A 17,360-nucleotide genomic window follows, 5' to 3' on the forward strand; every position below is an offset into this window, starting at 1 on the left:
ATGGTTTGGAAAATGTAAATTTCTTTATCAACCAATTAACCATGTGGAAAATTAGTAAGCCCGCTTTAATGCAAGCGAGTTTGATTAAGTAGTTAATTTACAAATTAAAAAGCAATAATCGGTTTAATATCAGAAGATTTTATAACTCATAGCCACATCTAAAAAATTAAATGCAAAACAATGTTAAAACAAAAAAAAGCGGAAGTACGTCTTTTTACCCCCGCTCTTTATGAAATTTGTGAATAGGTATATAATGTTCCTATTTGCTGTACATCTGAGCTCTCTGCTCTTTTATACTAGGATCATTCATGTATTCATCAAAACTTAAATATCTATCAATTACTCCTTTAGGCGTGAGTTCGATAATGCGATTCGCTACTGTTTGAGAAAACTCATGATCATGTGTGGTTAACAAAATCGTTCCAGGAAACTTTTTCAGTGAGTTGTTAAAAGCTGTAATACTTTCCAAGTCTAAGTGATTCGTTGGCTCATCTAACATAAGTACATTTGCCCTGAGCATCATCATTCGACTCAACATACATCTTACTTTTTCACCTCCTGAGAGTACTCGCCCTGTTTTTAATGCCTCCTCTCCACTAAATAGCATCTTTCCTAAGAACCCTCTAACATATACCTCTTCACGCTCCTCATCAGTTTTAGCCCACTGTCTTAACCAATCCACCAATGTAAGGTCATTATCAAAATAAGACGCATTATCTACTGGTAAATAAGCTTGGGTGGTGGTAATACCCCACTGAAACTCTCCAGCCTCTGGCTTTAAATTCTCATTGAGGATTTCATAAAAAGCAGTAGTGGCTCTGGAATCCTTAGAGATAATAGCCACCTTATCTCCTTTAGCTAAATTAATATCTACTTTGTCAAACAATAACTCACCGTCAATACTTGCTCTAAGACCTTCAACATTTAATATTTGATCTCCAGCCTCACGTTCTCTTTCAAATATAATTGCAGGATAACGTCGACTTGATGGTTTAATATCATCTATCTTTAATTTTTCAAGCATCTTCTTACGAGAGGTAGCCTGTTTACTTTTAGCCACATTGGCACTAAAGCGCTGAATAAATTCTTGTAATTCTTTTGCTTTTTCTTCAGCTTTCTTATTTTGTTGAGAACGCTGCCGGGCAGCTAATTGGCTACTTTCGTACCAGAAAGAATAGTTACCGCTATAGAGGTTTATTTTTCCAAAATCAATATCTGCAATATGCGTACACACTGCATCTAAAAAGTGTCTGTCGTGAGATACAACAATTACAGTGTTTTCATAATGTGCTAGGAAATTCTCCAACCATGAAATAGTTTCAAAATCCAAGTCGTTGGTCGGCTCATCCATAATCAAAACATCGGGGTTTCCGAATAATGCCTGTGCCAAAAGAACACGAACCTTTTGTTTTCCATCTAAGTCTCCCATCAGTGAGTAATGAAAGGATTCTGAAATGCCAAGATTTGACAACAAAGCAGCCGCATCACTATCTGCATTCCATCCATTCATTTCTTCAAATTCCACTTGTAATTCACCAATTCTATCTGCATTTTCATCAGTGTAATCAGCATACAACTCGTCCATTTCCTTTTTAATAGCGAACAAGGGTTGATTACCTCTAAGTACGGTCTCAAGAACGGTATAAGTATCATATGCATAATGATCCTGCTCCAATACTGACATGCGCTTGCCAGGCTCTAGATGTACATGACCACTTGTGGCATCTTGTTTACCAGATATGATTTTTAAAAATGTGGATTTTCCGGCCCCATTGGCACCAATAATTCCATAACAATTCCCTTGAACAAACGAGACATTTACCTCATCAAATAAAACGCGTTTTCCAAATTGTACCGATAAATTAGACACTGATAACATTCACCTTTGCTTTTTATTATTAAGACCGCAAAAGTAATAAATTAAGTACACATATCCTCGCCCCGCTTAAACGTTAAAAACTCTTATTTAACGTTGCCTTAACATTTATCTATCAGCGGCTTTTATAGATTTGTTAGAAATGGTGCGGAAAACACATCAAGCTGTTATATGAAGTACTTTTACGTTACGATAATTATTGCCCTTACCTACAGTTGTTCACACTCCCCAACCTCTGCATATTTCGGAGGAGAGATTGTAAACCCAACTACAGATCATGTATACCTGTATTGGAACAATACTGTAGTTGACTCTGCACAACTGAATCAAAACAATCGATTTTCTTTTCACATAGAGGACCTCAAAGAAGGTTTATACCATTTTGATCACAATGAATACCAATACATCGTTCTTGAGAAAGGGGATAGCCTTATGGTGCGCTTAAACACCTTGGATTTCGATGAATCATTAGTTTTTACTGGTAAAGGTGCTATTAAGAATAATTTTTTGATGGACATGTTCCTCATCTATGAAGACGAAGAAAAAGCGGTAAACACTTATAGTGAATTAGATGCAGGAGATTTTATGGCTAAAATTGATTCTCTTAGAGCTATGAAACAGAAATTGTTGGAGGACATAAATCAAGAAGAGTCCCTCTCCCCTTTATCTAAGCATATCGCTCAAAGTGCCATTAATTATCGGTATTTTACAGACATGGAGGAATATCCATTTATTCACAGACGCCGTACAGGTAAACAACATATCGAAGAACTTCCTAGTCAATTTTATACATTTAGGGAAAATATATCTTATAATGATAGCCTGCTGACCTATTACAGTCCTTATTTTAATTACCTAATTACGCATTTCAATAATTTAGCTTTAGGCTTTTGCGAACAAGACTGCGATAAACGTAAGCCAAGTTATAGACGATCCACGCACTACAGCCTACATAAACTTGAATTAATCGATAGTTTGGTAAGCAAAAACAAAACCATTCGTGATAATTTAACTCGTAACGCTGCCTTTTCTTATTTACTAGCAAGACATAGCTCAAAAGAAAATGCTGAGTTTATGGAGGCTTTCAGTAAGTTTTCTAAAGACAACCAACATCAAGAAGAAATCGACTCCTTTTACCACAATGTACAACAAATGCAACAAGGACTTAATATCCCTACACTTCATTTGATTACAAATACTGGAGAAAAACTTACCTTAACCTCAGATAACTACAAAAAGAATACTGTTTTTTATTTTTGGAATTACCATCAACGAAATCACCTTTCAAATATTTTAACGCGGATTAACCGCTTAAAGGAAAAATATCCAGATGTTGATTATATCGGTATTAATGTAAACGATGACCAAGAACAGTGGCTACAAAATATAGCGAGCATTAAAAATCAAGAGGATGCTAGAAATCAATACCGCACAGAGAACGTTGAGGAGCTGTTATCCAACTTAGTTATCAAAAATCTCAACAAGATAGTTGTAGTAGATCAGGAAGGTAAAATCGCAGAGGGATTCGCAAACATTTACTACACTGGGCATCTTGAAAGAAGCCTAAAGTCCATAAATAACTAAGGCCTGCAACATTGCAAGCCTTATTAATATCTTTAATTTCTCAACCATCAACTAGCCAAGAAATTGTATTTTAAATATCTCTTAGTTTCCTTTCTTGTAATCTGCAAGGAATTTTGCTAATCCGATATCAGTAAGTGGGTGACTCAACAATCCAGTAATTGCAGATAACGGTCCAGTCATCACGTCAGCACCGAGTTTAGCACAATCAATAACGTGCATTGTATGACGAACGGATGCCGCTAAGATTTCTGTTTCAAAACCATAATTGTCATAAATTTGACGGATTTCAGCAATTAGGTTCAAACCATCCGTTGAAATGTCATCCAATCTTCCGATAAACGGAGATACGTATGCTGCACCAGCCTTAGCAGCTAAAAGTGCTTGTCCAGGAGAAAACACTAATGTACAGTTGGTTTTAATACCCTTATCAGAAAAATATTTCATGGCTTTAACACCATCTTTAATCATAGGAATTTTCACGATGATCTGCTCATGCAATTCCGCGAGCTCCTCCCCTTCCTTAACCATTGAATCGAAATCAGTAGCAATAACCTCAGCTGACACATCACCACCTTCAACGATGTTACATATATCAACGTAGTGTTTTAGAATATTGTCACGTCCGACAATACCTTCTTTTGCCATAAGAGATGGATTAGTTGTTACACCATCCAAAACCCCTAAAGCCTGCGCTTCTGCTATTTGATCAAGATTTGCTGTGTCTATAAAAAATTTCATAGCTTTTATTGTTGTTAAAATTAATATCCTGTAAATATAATATAGAGTTTTCTTCTACTGCTATAAAAAACAAATTACTACTACAAAGTTATAATTTAATACCCTTAAAACAGCAGATTTTTGCTTTTCTTTAAAAATCAGTTTTATAAAAGCAAAAGGAAGGAAATCAAGACGAAGTTAAATCGTTCATTTTAGGGTACAAAAAAAGGCAAGCTACCTACATCGCACCGCTACAACCATATACCCTTGCTGCGTTCCCACCCTGGGGGATTCTACAGGAGCTGGTCGTGTAGGACTTGCCGGGTGCAAAAATACAAACTTTTTATCTTTAAGCAATTATTTTACTATCTTAATTTTATTAAATATCTTGCTTTAAATTTCGACAAACCCATGTATTTACCTAAGTTTTTCATCATCAGTTTTTTAATTCTAAGCACAGGATCTTGCGATTCAAATAAAACTCAAAAAAACTCCTTATTTTCCTTATCAATTAATACTCCAGAAAAGGAAATTCAGCAAGGAAATGTCATTGAAATCGAGTTGACCAATAAAAAAAACAAATCCATCGATAAGATTCAGTATACCCTCAATGGGAAAAATGTGGAAGTTTCGGATAACAAACTTACCCTAAATACTGAAAAACTCGGTATCCAGGATCTCAAAGCCTTGATAACTTTTGAAGGAGATACCGTTTCGGTTTCAAAAAAATTGACGGTACTCTCCAACACCCCCCCTAAGGTATATACCTATGAAATATTAAATACATATCCACATGATATAAAAGCCTTCACTCAAGGACTTGAATTTCACAATGACACCTTATATGAGAGTACAGGAAGAAAAGGACAGTCCTCACTAAGAAAAGTAGATTACAGGACAGGAAAGGTCTTGCAACAGGTTGACTTAGCGGACACCTATTTTGGAGAAGGCATTACGATCATGGATCAAAAAATATATATGCTTACCTGGCTAGGTAAAAAAGGATTTGTATTTGATTTAAATACTTTTGAACAACTAGACACCTTTGAGTACGGGAAAAGCAAAGAAGGATGGGGATTAACCCACGATCCTGGGCAGAAGCACATATATAAAAGTGATGGAAGTGATAAAATATGGCTTCTAGATCCACAAACCTTAAAAGAAGTAGGTTTTATTGAAACCGTTACCAATACCTCTGTATTTAACAAAGCTAACGAATTAGAGTACGTAGATGGCATGATCTATGCTAATGTTTATCTTAAGGACAGTGCCATGATTATCGATGCTCAAACAGGTGCTATTATTGGAGTAATCGATTTTAGAGGGTTAAAGGATCAAGTCAAACAACATCCTAATTTAGATGTCTTAAACGGAATCGCTTATAATCCAAGGTCCAAAACCTTCTTCGTCACTGGGAAGAATTGGGATAAATTGTTCGAAGTGAGCATCAAAGAAAAATAGCACTAAAAAGAATAACTTCTAAATTAAGAACATAGATTTTTGAAATATTTCACCAAACTTATCGTCGTAACAAAGGAGGATCTCGATGACTTAGACCACGTAAATAACGTTCGTTATATACAATGGGTACAAGATATCGCCAAAGAACATTGGCAAGCGGAAGCTACAGCCCAAATGCTAAACAACTATATATGGATGGTGCGAACCAATTATATCGAGTATAAAGGGCAAGCATTTCTAGGAGAAACTCTCACACTTAAAACCTTCATTAAAGAAGCTTCAGGGGCAATCTCTGTTCGAGTTGTGGAGATTTACCATCAAGACTCACAGAAACTTATCCTTAGATCTACCGCAGAGTGGTGTCTAATAGATAAGCATTCAAAGCGAGTAACAAGACTAACTAAAGAATTGACAAACTTGTTCACCTAAGGCTATTATTCGTTACTGTTTTTAGCTTCAATCCATTTTGACATGTATTTACTAGCGGCGGTAGTTTGTTGAGTTAACATGGCACCAATAAAATTCTTGTTTCGATGGTTCTTTAGATCAGATATCACTTGTTGAAGCCTATTTTTGAAGGCCACAAAGTGGACCTGGGAGTCGAATCGCTCTCTTATTAAGTTATATCCACTATCCCGAGAGGCTACCCATACTTTTTCATCCAAATACAATTTTACCGCTGCCTTTGAGAATTCATCCCACTGATCCTCGACAAAACCACCCCAATGCATATTGCCCTGTATTCCTTCTGCTCCAATAGAAGTCGTTACATTTGGCGTTCCAAAATGCATTGATTCCAGCAACTTACCTTTAAGACCTGCACCAAAGCGTATAGGTGCAAGTGATACCCTTGCCGACTCAAAAACCTCCCTTGCGCTCTCTGCCCAGCCATGTACTAGAAAACCACTTTGCTCATTGTGAAGTTGTTTGACCTTTACAGAGGAATAAGCCCCGTATATATGAAGTTTTACTTCAGGAAGATTTTCACGAATACTAGGCCAAATATTATTTTTTAAATTCAGTACGGCATCCCAATTGGGAGCATGCATGAAATTCCCGATAAAAACAAAGTCCTTCTTGTTTTTCCAGTCTTTTATATTAACAGTCTCTTGCTCTACGACCAAGGGAAGGTAAAAAAGTAAATTTGATGAAACTCCAAATAAGTTTTCAAGTAGCTGCATCTCGAACTGAGAGATAACTAAACTAAGATCTGATCGAAAGATACTAGCCAATTCCCTTTTCGACAATTCATTTGATAGGAGTTTGGACTCTGTCAGCTGTTCTCCCTTTTTATAACACTGTTGGCGAACAAATCTAAGACAATGTAAATCTTCCGTATCTAAAATCCGGATACAATTTGGACAACATTCCGCAACTCTCCAACCAAATTGTTCTTCTGTCATGTACCGATCAAAAACAACAGCATCAGGGTTTAGAATCTTTATAAAGTCATCGAAACTAGAATGATTTAATCTAATTGGAACCATTTCCACTCCCAGTGACTTTAAATCAGAAGGATGTTCTCCAAGCTTAGCGGAACTGGCAAATGTAATCTTAGCCCCAAGGTCACTAAAATACCTTATTAATTGTATCATTCGGCTCCCTGCCGCAGAAGAGTTAGCCTCTGGCCATACAAATCCAATAAATAGTACGCTTTTTATCTCCAAAATAATTAGTTGATTACATCTAATGAACCCTTACCCTTTCTAATTACAGTAGGAGTGGCTTGTGAAAGATCAATTACTGTAGAGGCCACATTATCACCATAGCCACCATCGATAACAATGGATACTAAATTATCCCATTTTTCATGGATAAGCTCAGGATCCGTAGTATATTCAATCAATTCATCCTCATCATAGATGGAAGTAGAAACAATAGGATTTCCAAGCTTTTGAACCAAACTCAAGGCAATTGAATTATCTGGAACTCTTATTCCCACTGTTCTTTTCTTTTTAAATACTTTTGGAAGTTTATTACTGCCAGGTAAAATAAATGTATATGGCCCTGGTAAAGCTCTTTTTAAAATCTTAAAAGTGGCAGTGTCTATTTGCTTAACATAGTCCGATAAATTACTCAGATCTGCACAAATAAATGAAAAATTGGCTTTTTCTAATTTCACACCTTTTATCCGCGCGATTTTCTCCAGTGCCTTAGTATTGGTTATATCACATCCAAGCCCATATACCGTATCCGTAGGATAAATCACCAGTCCTCCATTTCGAAGTACACTGACGACCTTCTCAATCTCTCGAGGGTTAGGATTCTCTTCATATATACGTACTAAGTCCGCCATAATACAAAATCTAAAATAAAGTTCAACACTAACTTATATTAAACGATCGTTACTCACTAAAATCTCTTGGTAAATTTTCAGTTAAACTACATGAAAAAAATAGTTGAGACTACTTAGCTACCACCTTTACATCCTTTGACCTAGTCTCTTTTTTGTAAGGTCTGATAATTAGTCTGGCTGCGCGATCAAATCTTATATAATTATATACCCAATTCACAAATACAATTGCGCGATTTCTAAAGCCTATCAGAGACAACAAGTGCACAAACATCCAGACAAACCAAGCAAAAAAACCTTGAAACTTCCAACTTGGCAGATCGACCACTGCTTTGTTTCTGCCAATGGTTGCCATGGTTCCTTTATCCTTGTAAACAAAAGGTTTTAGGTCTGTTTTGTTTTCCAGTATTTTCAATAAATTATCTCCCAGATTTCTTCCCTGCTGCATGGCCACTTGAGCAACCATTGGGTGCCCTCTGGGATAATCCTCACTTGTCATACAGGCGATGTCTCCAATGGCAAATATATTCTTATAATGACTTACCTGAAGGAATTCATTTACCTTCAGTCGATTTCCTGGCAATAAACATTCAGAGGTTTTTAGACCATCGATAAGAGCTCCTTCAACTCCAGCAGCCCAAATCATGGTAGCTGTTCGAAATGTCAATTCAGAGTTGGTCGATACTATATCACCATCATATCCAGTAACCAGAGTATCCTTCCAAATATTGACCCCCATTTTCTCTAAAAACTCCTCAGCTTTTCTTGAGGCTACCTCACTCATTCCGTCAAGAACACGATCCGAAGATTGAACAATATTTATCTGAGCCCTTCGCGTATCCAAATCTGGATAGTCCTTAGGAAGGATTCCTTTTTTTATCTCAGCTAGAGCCCCAGCGAGTTCAACACCAGTTGGTCCACCACCGACAATAACAAAATTCATTAATGCATCTTGCTCATCTAGACTATCAGTGAGCAATGCTTTTTCGAAATTTTGCAAAATCAAACTGCGAAGGTTAAGTGCCTCAGGCACCGTCTTCATAATCATACTATTTAATTCAATTTCTTTGTTACCAAAGAAATTAGTTTTAGAGCCTGTGGCTAAAACTAAATAGTCATATTTCAAAGGCCCAATATTGGTTTCTAATTTTTTTGCCTCAGGATCAATCCTAGTTACGTTAGCCAATCTAAAATAGAAATTGGGAAACCTGCTTAGAATTTTTCGAATGGGATATGCGATAGAATCTGGTTCGAGCCCACCTGTAGAGACCTGATACAATAAAGGCTGAAAAGTATGGTAATTATGTTTGTCCAACATCACCACCTGAACCTCTTGCTTGGCGAGTTTTTTAGCGAGTTGAATACCAGCGAAGCCTCCTCCTATGATTACAACTCGGGGTATAGTTATCTGCGGTATATTCATGTCTTGAATTTATACATTAAAGGTATCAATTTAAATTCTACTACAACCACTGATTTTTAATATTCTACTGGCCAAAACAAGGGAAAAACTTTAATTCTGTGATAAAAACTTAAAATAACCGAGTAAAATTTCGTCATTTAAAAGTCTTGGGGTGTGAATTTCTAATAATTTAGCTCTTTGGGAATCTTTGTAAAATGCTATCAAGTGTTCTTCTAACTCTTCTTGGTTTGCTGCACTTAGATACTCTACTCCAAAGGTTTCGCAAATCCCCTTAGCCCTTAAGGAGTGTTTGGTTTCAAAATAGGTGCTGAAATTATCGGTGTTTTTATTCCCTGGTAAAATCCTAAAAATACCACCTCCCTGATTATTAATAACTATAAGCCTAAAATTAGATGGTATATAATTGTTCCAAAGGGCATTCGAGTCATAAAAGAAACTAAGATCCCCTGTAATAATAAGAACTGGTCGATTACTTGCCACAGCCGCTCCTACTGCCGTACTAATACTACCATCTATTCCACTTGTACCTCGATTACAGAAAACCTGTAACTTTTCGTTTAATTGAAACAATTGCGCATATCGAATGGTCGAACTATTACTCAACTGTAGTTGGTAATGATTTGGAATGGTTTTTAAAATTCGCTCGTAAACGCTAAAATCAGAAAAAGGTAACTGGGTTACATACTGCTTGTGAGCCACGCTCCGCTGTGCTTTAACCTTCAGCCATGTACTTTGTTGTCCAGTGGAACTAGGTTCTACTAGATTTAAAAATGCGGATAAAAACTCCGATGGTTTGGTTTTAAAGTGCCGTTCCAAGCAGTAAAAAGTATCATAAGCCTTTTTCGGATCAATATGCCAATGATGTTTAGGTGGATAATTTCTTAAAAATGCTTTTATCTTTTTAGATACCACTAGCCCTCCAAAAGTAAGTAGTACATCAGGTTGTAATTCTTTAAAATGAGGCTCATCCTTCTTATTGAATTCCAAGGGGGCTATAATTTTATCGATGTTTGGAAAAAAATCAGAATGGTGTAAATTAGAAGTTGTCTCAGTAAAGACAATCACACTTGTATCATTTGCTAACTTCTCCAATACTTCAAAAGGAATTTCATCTGGGAAATTTACCCCTACTAACACCATTTTCTTTTCAGCCGAATTCCAAATTTTAGAATAGGACATTAATTCCTCAGATGTAATCGTGTAGTCGGACAAGGAGGCTGATATAACTTCGGGATGAACTAACTGTTGCTCCACACTGTGATAAAGCGGCTCTTCAAAAGGGATATTGATATGCACTGGTCCACTTTCCATAATAGCGGTGTTTATGGCATAATTTATTTTGTGCTCATTTTCCTTTTGATGATTATTATAGATGGTTTCTTCACCTGATGTCTTACCATCATAAGTATATTGATCTTCTTTTAAATTGGCTGAATACAGAATATGCCTATGGTATACATCGTTTTGTCTGATGGTTTGCCCATCTCCAATATCGATCTTAGAAGAAGGACGATCAGCCGAGAGAACAACAAGTGGAATGTCACTGTAAAAGGCCTCCGATATGGCTGGATAATAATTCAAAAGAGCTGAACCAGAAGTACACAATAAGGCCACGGGCTTTTTAAGTTGCTGTGCAATTCCTAAAGCAAAAAAACCAGCAGAGCGCTCATCTACAATACTATAAGTTTTAAAATAAGGATCTTCTGTGAAACTAATGGTTAAAGGTGCATTTCTACTACCTGGAGAAATAATGATATGTTGAATTTCTTTTAATTTGCATAACTGCGATACCGTTTGTGCTAAAACAATGCTCGATCTCTTCATGTTTAAATTGCCTAATTGGAGTAACAAAAATACTCAAAATAAGTCCCTTTATCCATAAAAAGTCAAGTAATTTACGGGGTGCCAGTAACTACATTTAAAATAGTCTTTCCTTTGTTTACGGTCTCTTCCCACTCCCTCTCAGCAACTGAATCAATAGTAATTCCACCTCCAACATACAACACCAACTCATTTCCAATATACTGCATACAACGCAGGTTAACATAAAGTTGGGCTTGTTGTTCCATATTAATGGTTCCTAAATATCCTGTGTAGTAGTTGCGTTTATAGAATTCATTAGCTTGAATAAAATCCAAAGCAGGGAGTTTGGGTAAACCGCACACCGCTGGGGTGGGATGAAGTTCTTCAATAAGTCCTTCCAAATCACCTGATAATTTAGCAGTAATTTTAGTCTGTAAATGGTATAGCTTAGCAGCTTTTACGGTTTGTACCTCCGAGACTTTAATATCACTACTATAGTCCTTTAAGGCATCTAAAATAGCCACTGTAACCATGGCCTGTTCTTGTTTTTCTTTCTCTCCCCACTGAACTGTAGTTTGACCATGATCTCCAACAGTTGCTGCTAAAGCCATGGTATGTATTTTTTGATCCTTTACATCAATAAGAGTTTCAGGGCTTGCTCCCATCCACAGCCCTACTTTAGGATGATACCACAGGTAGCAAAAAGCATCTGGGTAACGCCGAGCTAAATTTTTATAAAGTCCGATACAATCCAACTCAGGTAGGGATATACGCTGTTCTCTAGAAAGCACCACTTTTTGAAACTTTCCATTTTCAATCGCTTTAACCCCGCTGTCTACTAGGGACAAGTGACGCTGTTTTTCCGGATATTCCAGCTCTAATATCTCTATAGAATGACCACTACTTACACTGGACAATTCACACTGAATTTCCTTTGAAGAATCCTTTGGAATAATAACTGCATTTTCTTTTCCAACAAAAGGCACCATTATAAAACCCTGCTGCTTCATATGAACCAATTTATGGAGTGTATTATCAAATTGTAACATTCCATGGATCTTCGTTTTGGCCGGGTATTTATACAACACTAAAGGCAACTCTTGATCGTAATGATTAGAGACTTCCTTAAAAAAAACTTCACCAGTGAGAATCATAATACTAATTAGCTTTTGGCAATCGAATAGTAGTTAATTTACAAATTGAAATTATGTTGTCTTTTTGATCAGTAATTTTAATCTCCCATAATTGCGTAGTGCGGCCCTTATGGAGGAATCGAGCAGTAGCATAAACTTCCCCCTGCGAAATACTCTTCAGGTGATTGGCACTAATTTCAATTCCTCGTATGATAAAATCTTTGGTATCTAAAAACACAAATGAGGCTGCACTACCCACACTTTCTGCTAGAGCCACAGTAGCACCACCATGTAAAACACCATCAGGTTGATGTACTCTAGGATTAACAGGCATTTTGGCAACAAGGTAATTATCACCGATTTCAATATATTCTATTTGAAGGGTTTCCATTAGTGTATTTTCACACCTTTGGTTAATCGTTGCTAAAATCTTTTCCTTATCAATTTGCATATTATTACTTTTGGACTCACAAAAATACAACAAACGTTGATGAATATACCGACCTTACAAAACGAAATTGTAAAACTGGAACCCTTAACTCTGGAAAATTACAAAAACCTATATGCTATTTCCTCTGAAAGAGATTTACTTCAATATTCTCCCTCAGATATTTCTACATTTCAGGCCTTGACAAATTATGTCCAACAAGCATTGTTAGCATGTGAAAAGGACTTGGCGCTACCATTTATTATCTATGACAAAACAACACAGCGCTATGCTGGCAGCACCCGGTATATGAACATGGATTGGAAAAACAAGGTACTACATATAGGATCTACTTGGATCGGAAAAGAATTCCAAGGAACTGGTCTTAACACATCCATGAAAAAGTTAATGATCAATTATGCTTTTCATAAAATGAATTTTGAAAAGGTTGAGTTTAGAATAGATCAACGCAATGTTCGATCGCGTAAAGCGGTCGAAAAGCTAGGTGCACAGCTTGAAGGCGTGCTAAGGCAAAACGTTTTCTTGAGTGATGGATACAAAAGAAATACCTGCTGTTATGGTATTTTAAAAAATGAATGGTTATAGCTACCAATCTTGAAAAACTTCTCTACTAAATTTTTAGGATCACCTTTGTTTGTCTGATAATGACATTTTGAATTAAGTCGTTAAAGCTATATTAAAATGTGTTAAATATTTTATTAAAATACAACTTACAAGCAACCTTTTCCGTTTACTTCATCGTATACATACAATAATCACTAGGTCGATTATTATAAAGAATTAAACTATTAAAAAAGCAATATTATGACCTCAAACTTATGGATATTAGAAATCGCTAAAATTTTTGCAATTTTAGGAATTGTGATTTGGATAATAAAAGAAATAGGAGTTCGACTAATTGAAAGAAAAAAGCGATAACTCAAATGGCCTAACATTATTACAAATCGCAAATCATTTGCCTATTATGTATTTGTAAAATAAGATGGAGTCTTTTTTGTACATATGTCGAATTATATGGATAAGACTGTACAACAAATGATTTTAAGAACTCTTCCCTTTTATAATTCCATGTCAAACGGGATGCTAGCGGACTTGATGAATCTCATCATTTATCACTAATAGATTATGTGGATGCCGCCAAGGGTTCGAAAGCTGATCAACAAGCTAAGTACAAAATATATTGAACCTCTCTTTTAAAATGATCTAAGAGAGGTTTTTTTTGACCTCGATCATAAAAAAATCCCGAGACCATCGCCCCAGGATTCTTTTGTTTATTAGATGTCCAGCCCTAAATAGGACTAAGCAATCATATCACTTATTATTTCACTTCTTCGAAATCAACATCCTGTACATCATCACCTTCTTTTGAAGGCTCTGCATTGTCAGCTCCAGGGGCTGCACCGTTTTGCTGCGCATCTGTAGTTGCTTTATACATCTCTTCAGAAGCATCTTTCCAGGCTTCATTAATCTTATCCAAAGCAGGTTGAATTTGCTCAACATCCTGAGAAGCGTGGGCTTTCTTTAACTCTTCTAAAGCATCCTCTATTGGTTTTTTCTTATCCGCTGATAATTTATCCCCAAATTCTTTCAGTTGCTTTTCAGTTTGGAAAACCATACTGTCGGCTTCGTTTAGTTTATCAACTTTTTCTTTAGCCTTTTTATCCGCATCAGCATTTGCTTCTGCTTCTTTTTTCATTTTCTCGATTTCCTCGTCTGTTAAGCCAGAAGAAGCTTCAATTCTGATATTTTGCTCCTTATTAGTTCCTTTATCTTTTGCAGAAACATTGATAATACCGTTAGCATCAATATCAAAGGTTACTTCAATCTGTGGAACTCCTCGCTGTGCTGGTGGAATACCATCTAAATGGAAACGACCAATAGTTTTATTGTCCGCTGCCATAGAACGCTCCCCTTGTAATACGTGGATTTCAACTGAAGGTTGATTGTCCGCAGCCGTTGAGAATACCTGTGATTTCTTAGAAGGAATAGTTGTGTTGGCTTCTATGAGTTTAGTCATAACACCACCCATAGTTTCAATTCCTAATGATAATGGTGTTACATCCAATAACAATACATCCTTCACATCTCCTGTTAATACACCTCCCTGAATTGCAGCACCTACCGCTACAACCTCGTCAGGATTCACTCCTTTAGAAGGCTTCTTACCAAAGAATTTTTCTACAGCTTCTACAACTGCTGGGATTCTAGTTGATCCTCCAACAAGTATAATTTCATCAATTTCACTTTTTGAAATACCAGCATTCTTAATAGCTGATTCACAAGGCTTAATTGTTCTTGCTACCAAATCACTGATTAGTTGCTCAAATTTAGAACGCGTAAGGCTTTTCACTAAGTGCTTAGGTCCACTTGCAGTTGCCGTAATATACGGCAAGTTAATTTCTGTTTGACTTGCAGATGAAAGTTCGATTTTTGCTTTTTCAGCCGCTTCTTTTAAACGTTGTAAAGCAATTGAATCTTTTCTTAAATCAACATCCTCTTCCTCCTTAAATTCATCAGCCAACCAATTGATGATTTTCTCATCAACATCGTCACCGCCAAGGTGAGTATCTCCATCTGTAGATAGTACTTCAAAAACTCCATCACCTAATTCTAAGATAGATACATCATGTGTTCCACCACCAAAATCAAAAACAACGATTTTTTGATCTTGTCCTTTTTTATCAAGCCCATAGGCAAGTGCCGCTGCAGTTGGTTCGTTAATAATACGCTCTACTTTCAACCCAGCGATCTCACCAGCTTCTTTAGTTGCTTGACGCTGAGAATCATTAAAATAAGCTGGAACAGTAATTACAGCACGAGAAACATCCTGTCCAAGATAATCTTCAGCTGTCTTTTTCATTTTCTGAAGAATCATGGCTGACAATTCCTGTGGCGTGTATAAACGTCCATCAATATCTACTCTTGGGGTATTATTATCTCCTTTAACTACTTTATAAGGCACTCTAGAGGCTTCTTTTTCAGATTCTGAAAACTTATTCCCCATAAAACGCTTGATGGAATATATGGTCTTATTAGGGTTGGTTACCGCCTGACGTTTAGCTGGATCTCCAACCTTTATTTCTCCACCATCAACAAAAGCGATTACAGAAGGAGTAGTTCGTTTACCTTCAGCATTAGGTATTACCACTGGCTCGCTTCCTTCCATCACAGAAACGCAAGAGTTGGTTGTACCTAAATCTATACCAATAATTTTACTCATGTTTATATTTTTATAGTGTTTGAAAATTCTTTTAATTCGCAATACAAATTTCAATCTTTGTGCCATGGATTTAAAAATGACAAACTGTCACAATAAAAAGCTAACATCAACTGTTTAAGCCACTAAGTTGCTGTCATTACTACCCGACTGTGTGGCAAATTATTCTAAACGACAAAATTCTCTCTACTCTAATTACGCTGCAAAATCTATAAGACACACACCTTTAGCTAAATCTTTTTGTAACATTGTAAGCAAGTTGACTACTAATACTTAAAACATCAATCTCAACTTTGACACACGACCTAGAGCATAAATTTGTAAACCAGTTGGAAGCAAACCAAAATATCGTACATAAAATATGTAAGATTTATACGGATTGCCCTGATGCGCATAAAGATTTGTTCCAAGAGATCACCATCCAATTATGGAAAGCCTATCCCAAATTTCGAGGAGATGCTAAATTTAGCACATGGATGTACCGAATAGCGCTCAATACAGCTATTACTCTTTATAGGAAATCTAAAAGACGCCTCCCAACTGATAATATAGACCCAGTTCTCTATAGGGTCAAAGCGATAGATTATGACGATACAGAGGAACAACAATTATCCTTGATGTATGATGCAATTAAACAACTCAACGACATAGAGAAGGCACTAGTATTTTTATACTTAGAGGATAAGAATTACTATGAAATTTCAGAGACGATGGGTATTACCGAGATCAATGCAAGAGTTAAAATGAATAGAATTAAAAAGAAACTAAGAAATATACTAAATCCCTAATGGAAGAGCTTGATTTATTAAAAAAGGATTGGCAGAAAAGGGAGAAGAATCTACCCAAGCTATCCTACGAAGATATCTATAAGATGATGCTTAGGAAATCATCTTCATCAGTACGATGGATTTTTTATATTAGTATACTTGAATTAGGACTAGGTATCCTAATAATTTTATTCTACCATCCAAACGTGGGTAAACAAATACAACTGCCCAATTTCATCAATTACTTCTCTTACATTTCCATACCTGTGTTATTGTATTTTGCCTACCGCTTTTTCCAAAATTATAGAAACATCTCTACTACTGCATCGGTTAAAGGCTTACTGGAAAGTATCATGAATGCCCGCAGGACCGTACGATTATATATTATCTTAAATTTAGTGCTCGGTGGATTAGCCTCTATTTTTACTTTTATATATGTGTATATCAATCAACAAGGTGGTTGGGACATCTTTGTTCATGAAGCTCAAATAAAGGATTATCTCATTATTTTTGTAGTCGCAGTCATTGCAACATTGATTGTATTGTTCGTACTTTTAGGTATATACCTTCTACTCTATGGTTTCTTAATGAGACGTTTAAGACACAATTATAAAGAGCTAAAGAAAATGGAGGTTTAA

15 protein-coding genes and 1 other RNA gene are annotated in these 17,360 nt (G+C 36.2%); 6 read left to right on the forward strand and 10 right to left on the reverse strand.

Going from position 1 to position 17,360, the window contains the following annotated elements; translation table 11 throughout:
• Positions 1-259: 259 nt before the first annotated feature.
• Positions 260-1,879: an ABC-F family ATP-binding cassette domain-containing protein gene (locus tag I215_RS04395; RefSeq protein ID WP_008990752.1), complete on the reverse strand. Its 1,620-nt coding sequence runs from the start codon at positions 1,877-1,879 to the stop codon at positions 260-262.
• A 168-nt stretch (positions 1,880-2,047) separates the two neighbouring features.
• Between I215_RS04395 and I215_RS04400 the strand changes: the two genes are divergently transcribed.
• Complete coding sequence (locus tag I215_RS04400; protein ID WP_008990753.1) at positions 2,048-3,460, forward strand: TlpA family protein disulfide reductase; 1,413 nt, start codon at positions 2,048-2,050, stop codon at positions 3,458-3,460.
• A gap of 81 nt (positions 3,461-3,541) precedes the next feature.
• Here I215_RS04400 and fsa read toward each other — a convergent pair whose 3' ends face one another.
• Together fsa and ffs are read right to left on the reverse strand one after the other, a co-directional pair.
• Positions 3,542-4,198, reverse strand: a complete 657-nt coding sequence (gene fsa / locus I215_RS04405; RefSeq protein WP_008990754.1) for a fructose-6-phosphate aldolase — start codon at positions 4,196-4,198, stop codon at positions 3,542-3,544.
• 203 nt (positions 4,199-4,401) lie between these two features.
• Positions 4,402-4,500, reverse strand: an RNA gene (gene ffs / locus I215_RS15835) — signal recognition particle sRNA small type.
• A gap of 88 nt (positions 4,501-4,588) precedes the next feature.
• Between ffs and I215_RS04410 the strand changes: the two genes are divergently transcribed.
• Positions 4,589-5,638, forward strand: a complete 1,050-nt coding sequence (locus I215_RS04410) for a glutaminyl-peptide cyclotransferase (protein WP_008990755.1) — start codon at positions 4,589-4,591, stop codon at positions 5,636-5,638.
• A 39-nt stretch (positions 5,639-5,677) separates the two neighbouring features.
• Positions 5,678-6,067, forward strand: coding sequence for an acyl-CoA thioesterase (locus I215_RS04415; RefSeq protein WP_008990756.1), 390 nt, complete (start codon positions 5,678-5,680; stop codon positions 6,065-6,067).
• 5 nt (positions 6,068-6,072) lie between these two features.
• On the opposite strand, the gene I215_RS04420 is transcribed toward I215_RS04415, so the two are convergent.
• The 6 genes from I215_RS04420 to I215_RS04445 form a co-directional block, all read right to left on the reverse strand.
• On the reverse strand, positions 6,073-7,305 hold the full coding sequence (locus tag I215_RS04420; RefSeq protein ID WP_008990757.1) for a glycosyltransferase family 4 protein: 1,233 nt from the start codon (positions 7,303-7,305) through the stop codon (positions 6,073-6,075).
• A gap of 5 nt (positions 7,306-7,310) precedes the next feature.
• A complete protein-coding gene (locus I215_RS04425; protein ID WP_008990758.1) occupies positions 7,311-7,934 on the reverse strand; it encodes an L-threonylcarbamoyladenylate synthase in 624 nt (207 codons plus the stop codon).
• Between the two features lie 109 nt (positions 7,935-8,043).
• Positions 8,044-9,354, reverse strand: coding sequence for an NAD(P)/FAD-dependent oxidoreductase (locus I215_RS04430; RefSeq protein WP_008990759.1), 1,311 nt, complete (start codon positions 9,352-9,354; stop codon positions 8,044-8,046).
• Between the two features lie 90 nt (positions 9,355-9,444).
• Positions 9,445-11,178: a 2-succinyl-5-enolpyruvyl-6-hydroxy-3-cyclohexene-1-carboxylic-acid synthase gene (gene menD, locus I215_RS04435; RefSeq protein ID WP_008990760.1), complete on the reverse strand. Its 1,734-nt coding sequence runs from the start codon at positions 11,176-11,178 to the stop codon at positions 9,445-9,447.
• 71 nt (positions 11,179-11,249) lie between these two features.
• Entirely contained in the window at positions 11,250-12,311 is a 1,062-nt protein-coding gene (locus I215_RS04440; RefSeq protein WP_008990761.1) for an isochorismate synthase, read from the reverse strand.
• 4 nt (positions 12,312-12,315) lie between these two features.
• Entirely contained in the window at positions 12,316-12,741 is a 426-nt protein-coding gene (locus I215_RS04445) for a PaaI family thioesterase (RefSeq protein ID WP_008990762.1), read from the reverse strand.
• Between the two features lie 39 nt (positions 12,742-12,780).
• On the opposite strand from I215_RS04445, the gene I215_RS04450 reads away from it, so the two are divergent.
• On the forward strand, positions 12,781-13,323 hold the full coding sequence (locus I215_RS04450; protein WP_008990763.1) for a GNAT family N-acetyltransferase: 543 nt from the start codon (positions 12,781-12,783) through the stop codon (positions 13,321-13,323).
• Between the two features lie 733 nt (positions 13,324-14,056).
• Here I215_RS04450 and dnaK read toward each other — a convergent pair.
• Positions 14,057-15,958 (reverse strand): molecular chaperone DnaK, encoded by a 1,902-nt coding sequence (gene dnaK, locus I215_RS04455; protein ID WP_008990764.1) that lies wholly within the window; start codon positions 15,956-15,958, stop codon positions 14,057-14,059.
• A 290-nt stretch (positions 15,959-16,248) separates the two neighbouring features.
• Between dnaK and I215_RS04460 the strand changes: the two genes are divergently transcribed.
• Entirely contained in the window at positions 16,249-16,743 is a 495-nt protein-coding gene (locus I215_RS04460; RefSeq protein ID WP_008990765.1) for an RNA polymerase sigma factor, read from the forward strand.
• Entirely contained in the window at positions 16,743-17,360 is a 618-nt protein-coding gene (locus I215_RS04465) for a hypothetical protein (protein ID WP_008990766.1), read from the forward strand. Before I215_RS04460 ends, I215_RS04465 begins: the two co-directional genes overlap by 1 nt.

Source organism: Galbibacter marinus (assembly GCF_000300875.1).
Classification (GTDB): Bacteria; Bacteroidota; Bacteroidia; order Flavobacteriales; family Flavobacteriaceae; genus Galbibacter; species Galbibacter marinus.

Bases quoted from the DNA above. Each gene is read 5' to 3' on its own strand.
- I215_RS04395 (WP_008990752.1), bottom strand. From the start codon at position 1,879: ATGTTATCAGTGTCTAATTTATCGGTACAATTTGGAAAACGCGTTTTA.
- I215_RS04400 (WP_008990753.1), top strand. From the start codon at position 2,048: ATGAAGTACTTTTACGTTACGATAATTATTGCCCTTACCTACAGTTGT.
- fsa (WP_008990754.1), bottom strand. From the start codon at position 4,198: ATGAAATTTTTTATAGACACAGCAAATCTTGATCAAATAGCAGAAGCG.
- I215_RS04410 (WP_008990755.1), top strand. From the start codon at position 4,589: ATGTATTTACCTAAGTTTTTCATCATCAGTTTTTTAATTCTAAGCACA.
- I215_RS04425 (WP_008990758.1), bottom strand. From the start codon at position 7,934: ATGGCGGACTTAGTACGTATATATGAAGAGAATCCTAACCCTCGAGAG.
- I215_RS04430 (WP_008990759.1), bottom strand. From the start codon at position 9,354: ATGAATATACCGCAGATAACTATACCCCGAGTTGTAATCATAGGAGGA.
- menD (WP_008990760.1), bottom strand. From the start codon at position 11,178: ATGAAGAGATCGAGCATTGTTTTAGCACAAACGGTATCGCAGTTATGC.
- I215_RS04440 (WP_008990761.1), bottom strand. From the start codon at position 12,311: ATGATTCTCACTGGTGAAGTTTTTTTTAAGGAAGTCTCTAATCATTAC.
- I215_RS04445 (WP_008990762.1), bottom strand. From the start codon at position 12,741: ATGCAAATTGATAAGGAAAAGATTTTAGCAACGATTAACCAAAGGTGT.
- I215_RS04450 (WP_008990763.1), top strand. From the start codon at position 12,781: ATGAATATACCGACCTTACAAAACGAAATTGTAAAACTGGAACCCTTA.
- dnaK (WP_008990764.1), bottom strand. From the start codon at position 15,958: ATGAGTAAAATTATTGGTATAGATTTAGGTACAACCAACTCTTGCGTT.
- I215_RS04465 (WP_008990766.1), top strand. From the start codon at position 16,743: ATGGAAGAGCTTGATTTATTAAAAAAGGATTGGCAGAAAAGGGAGAAG.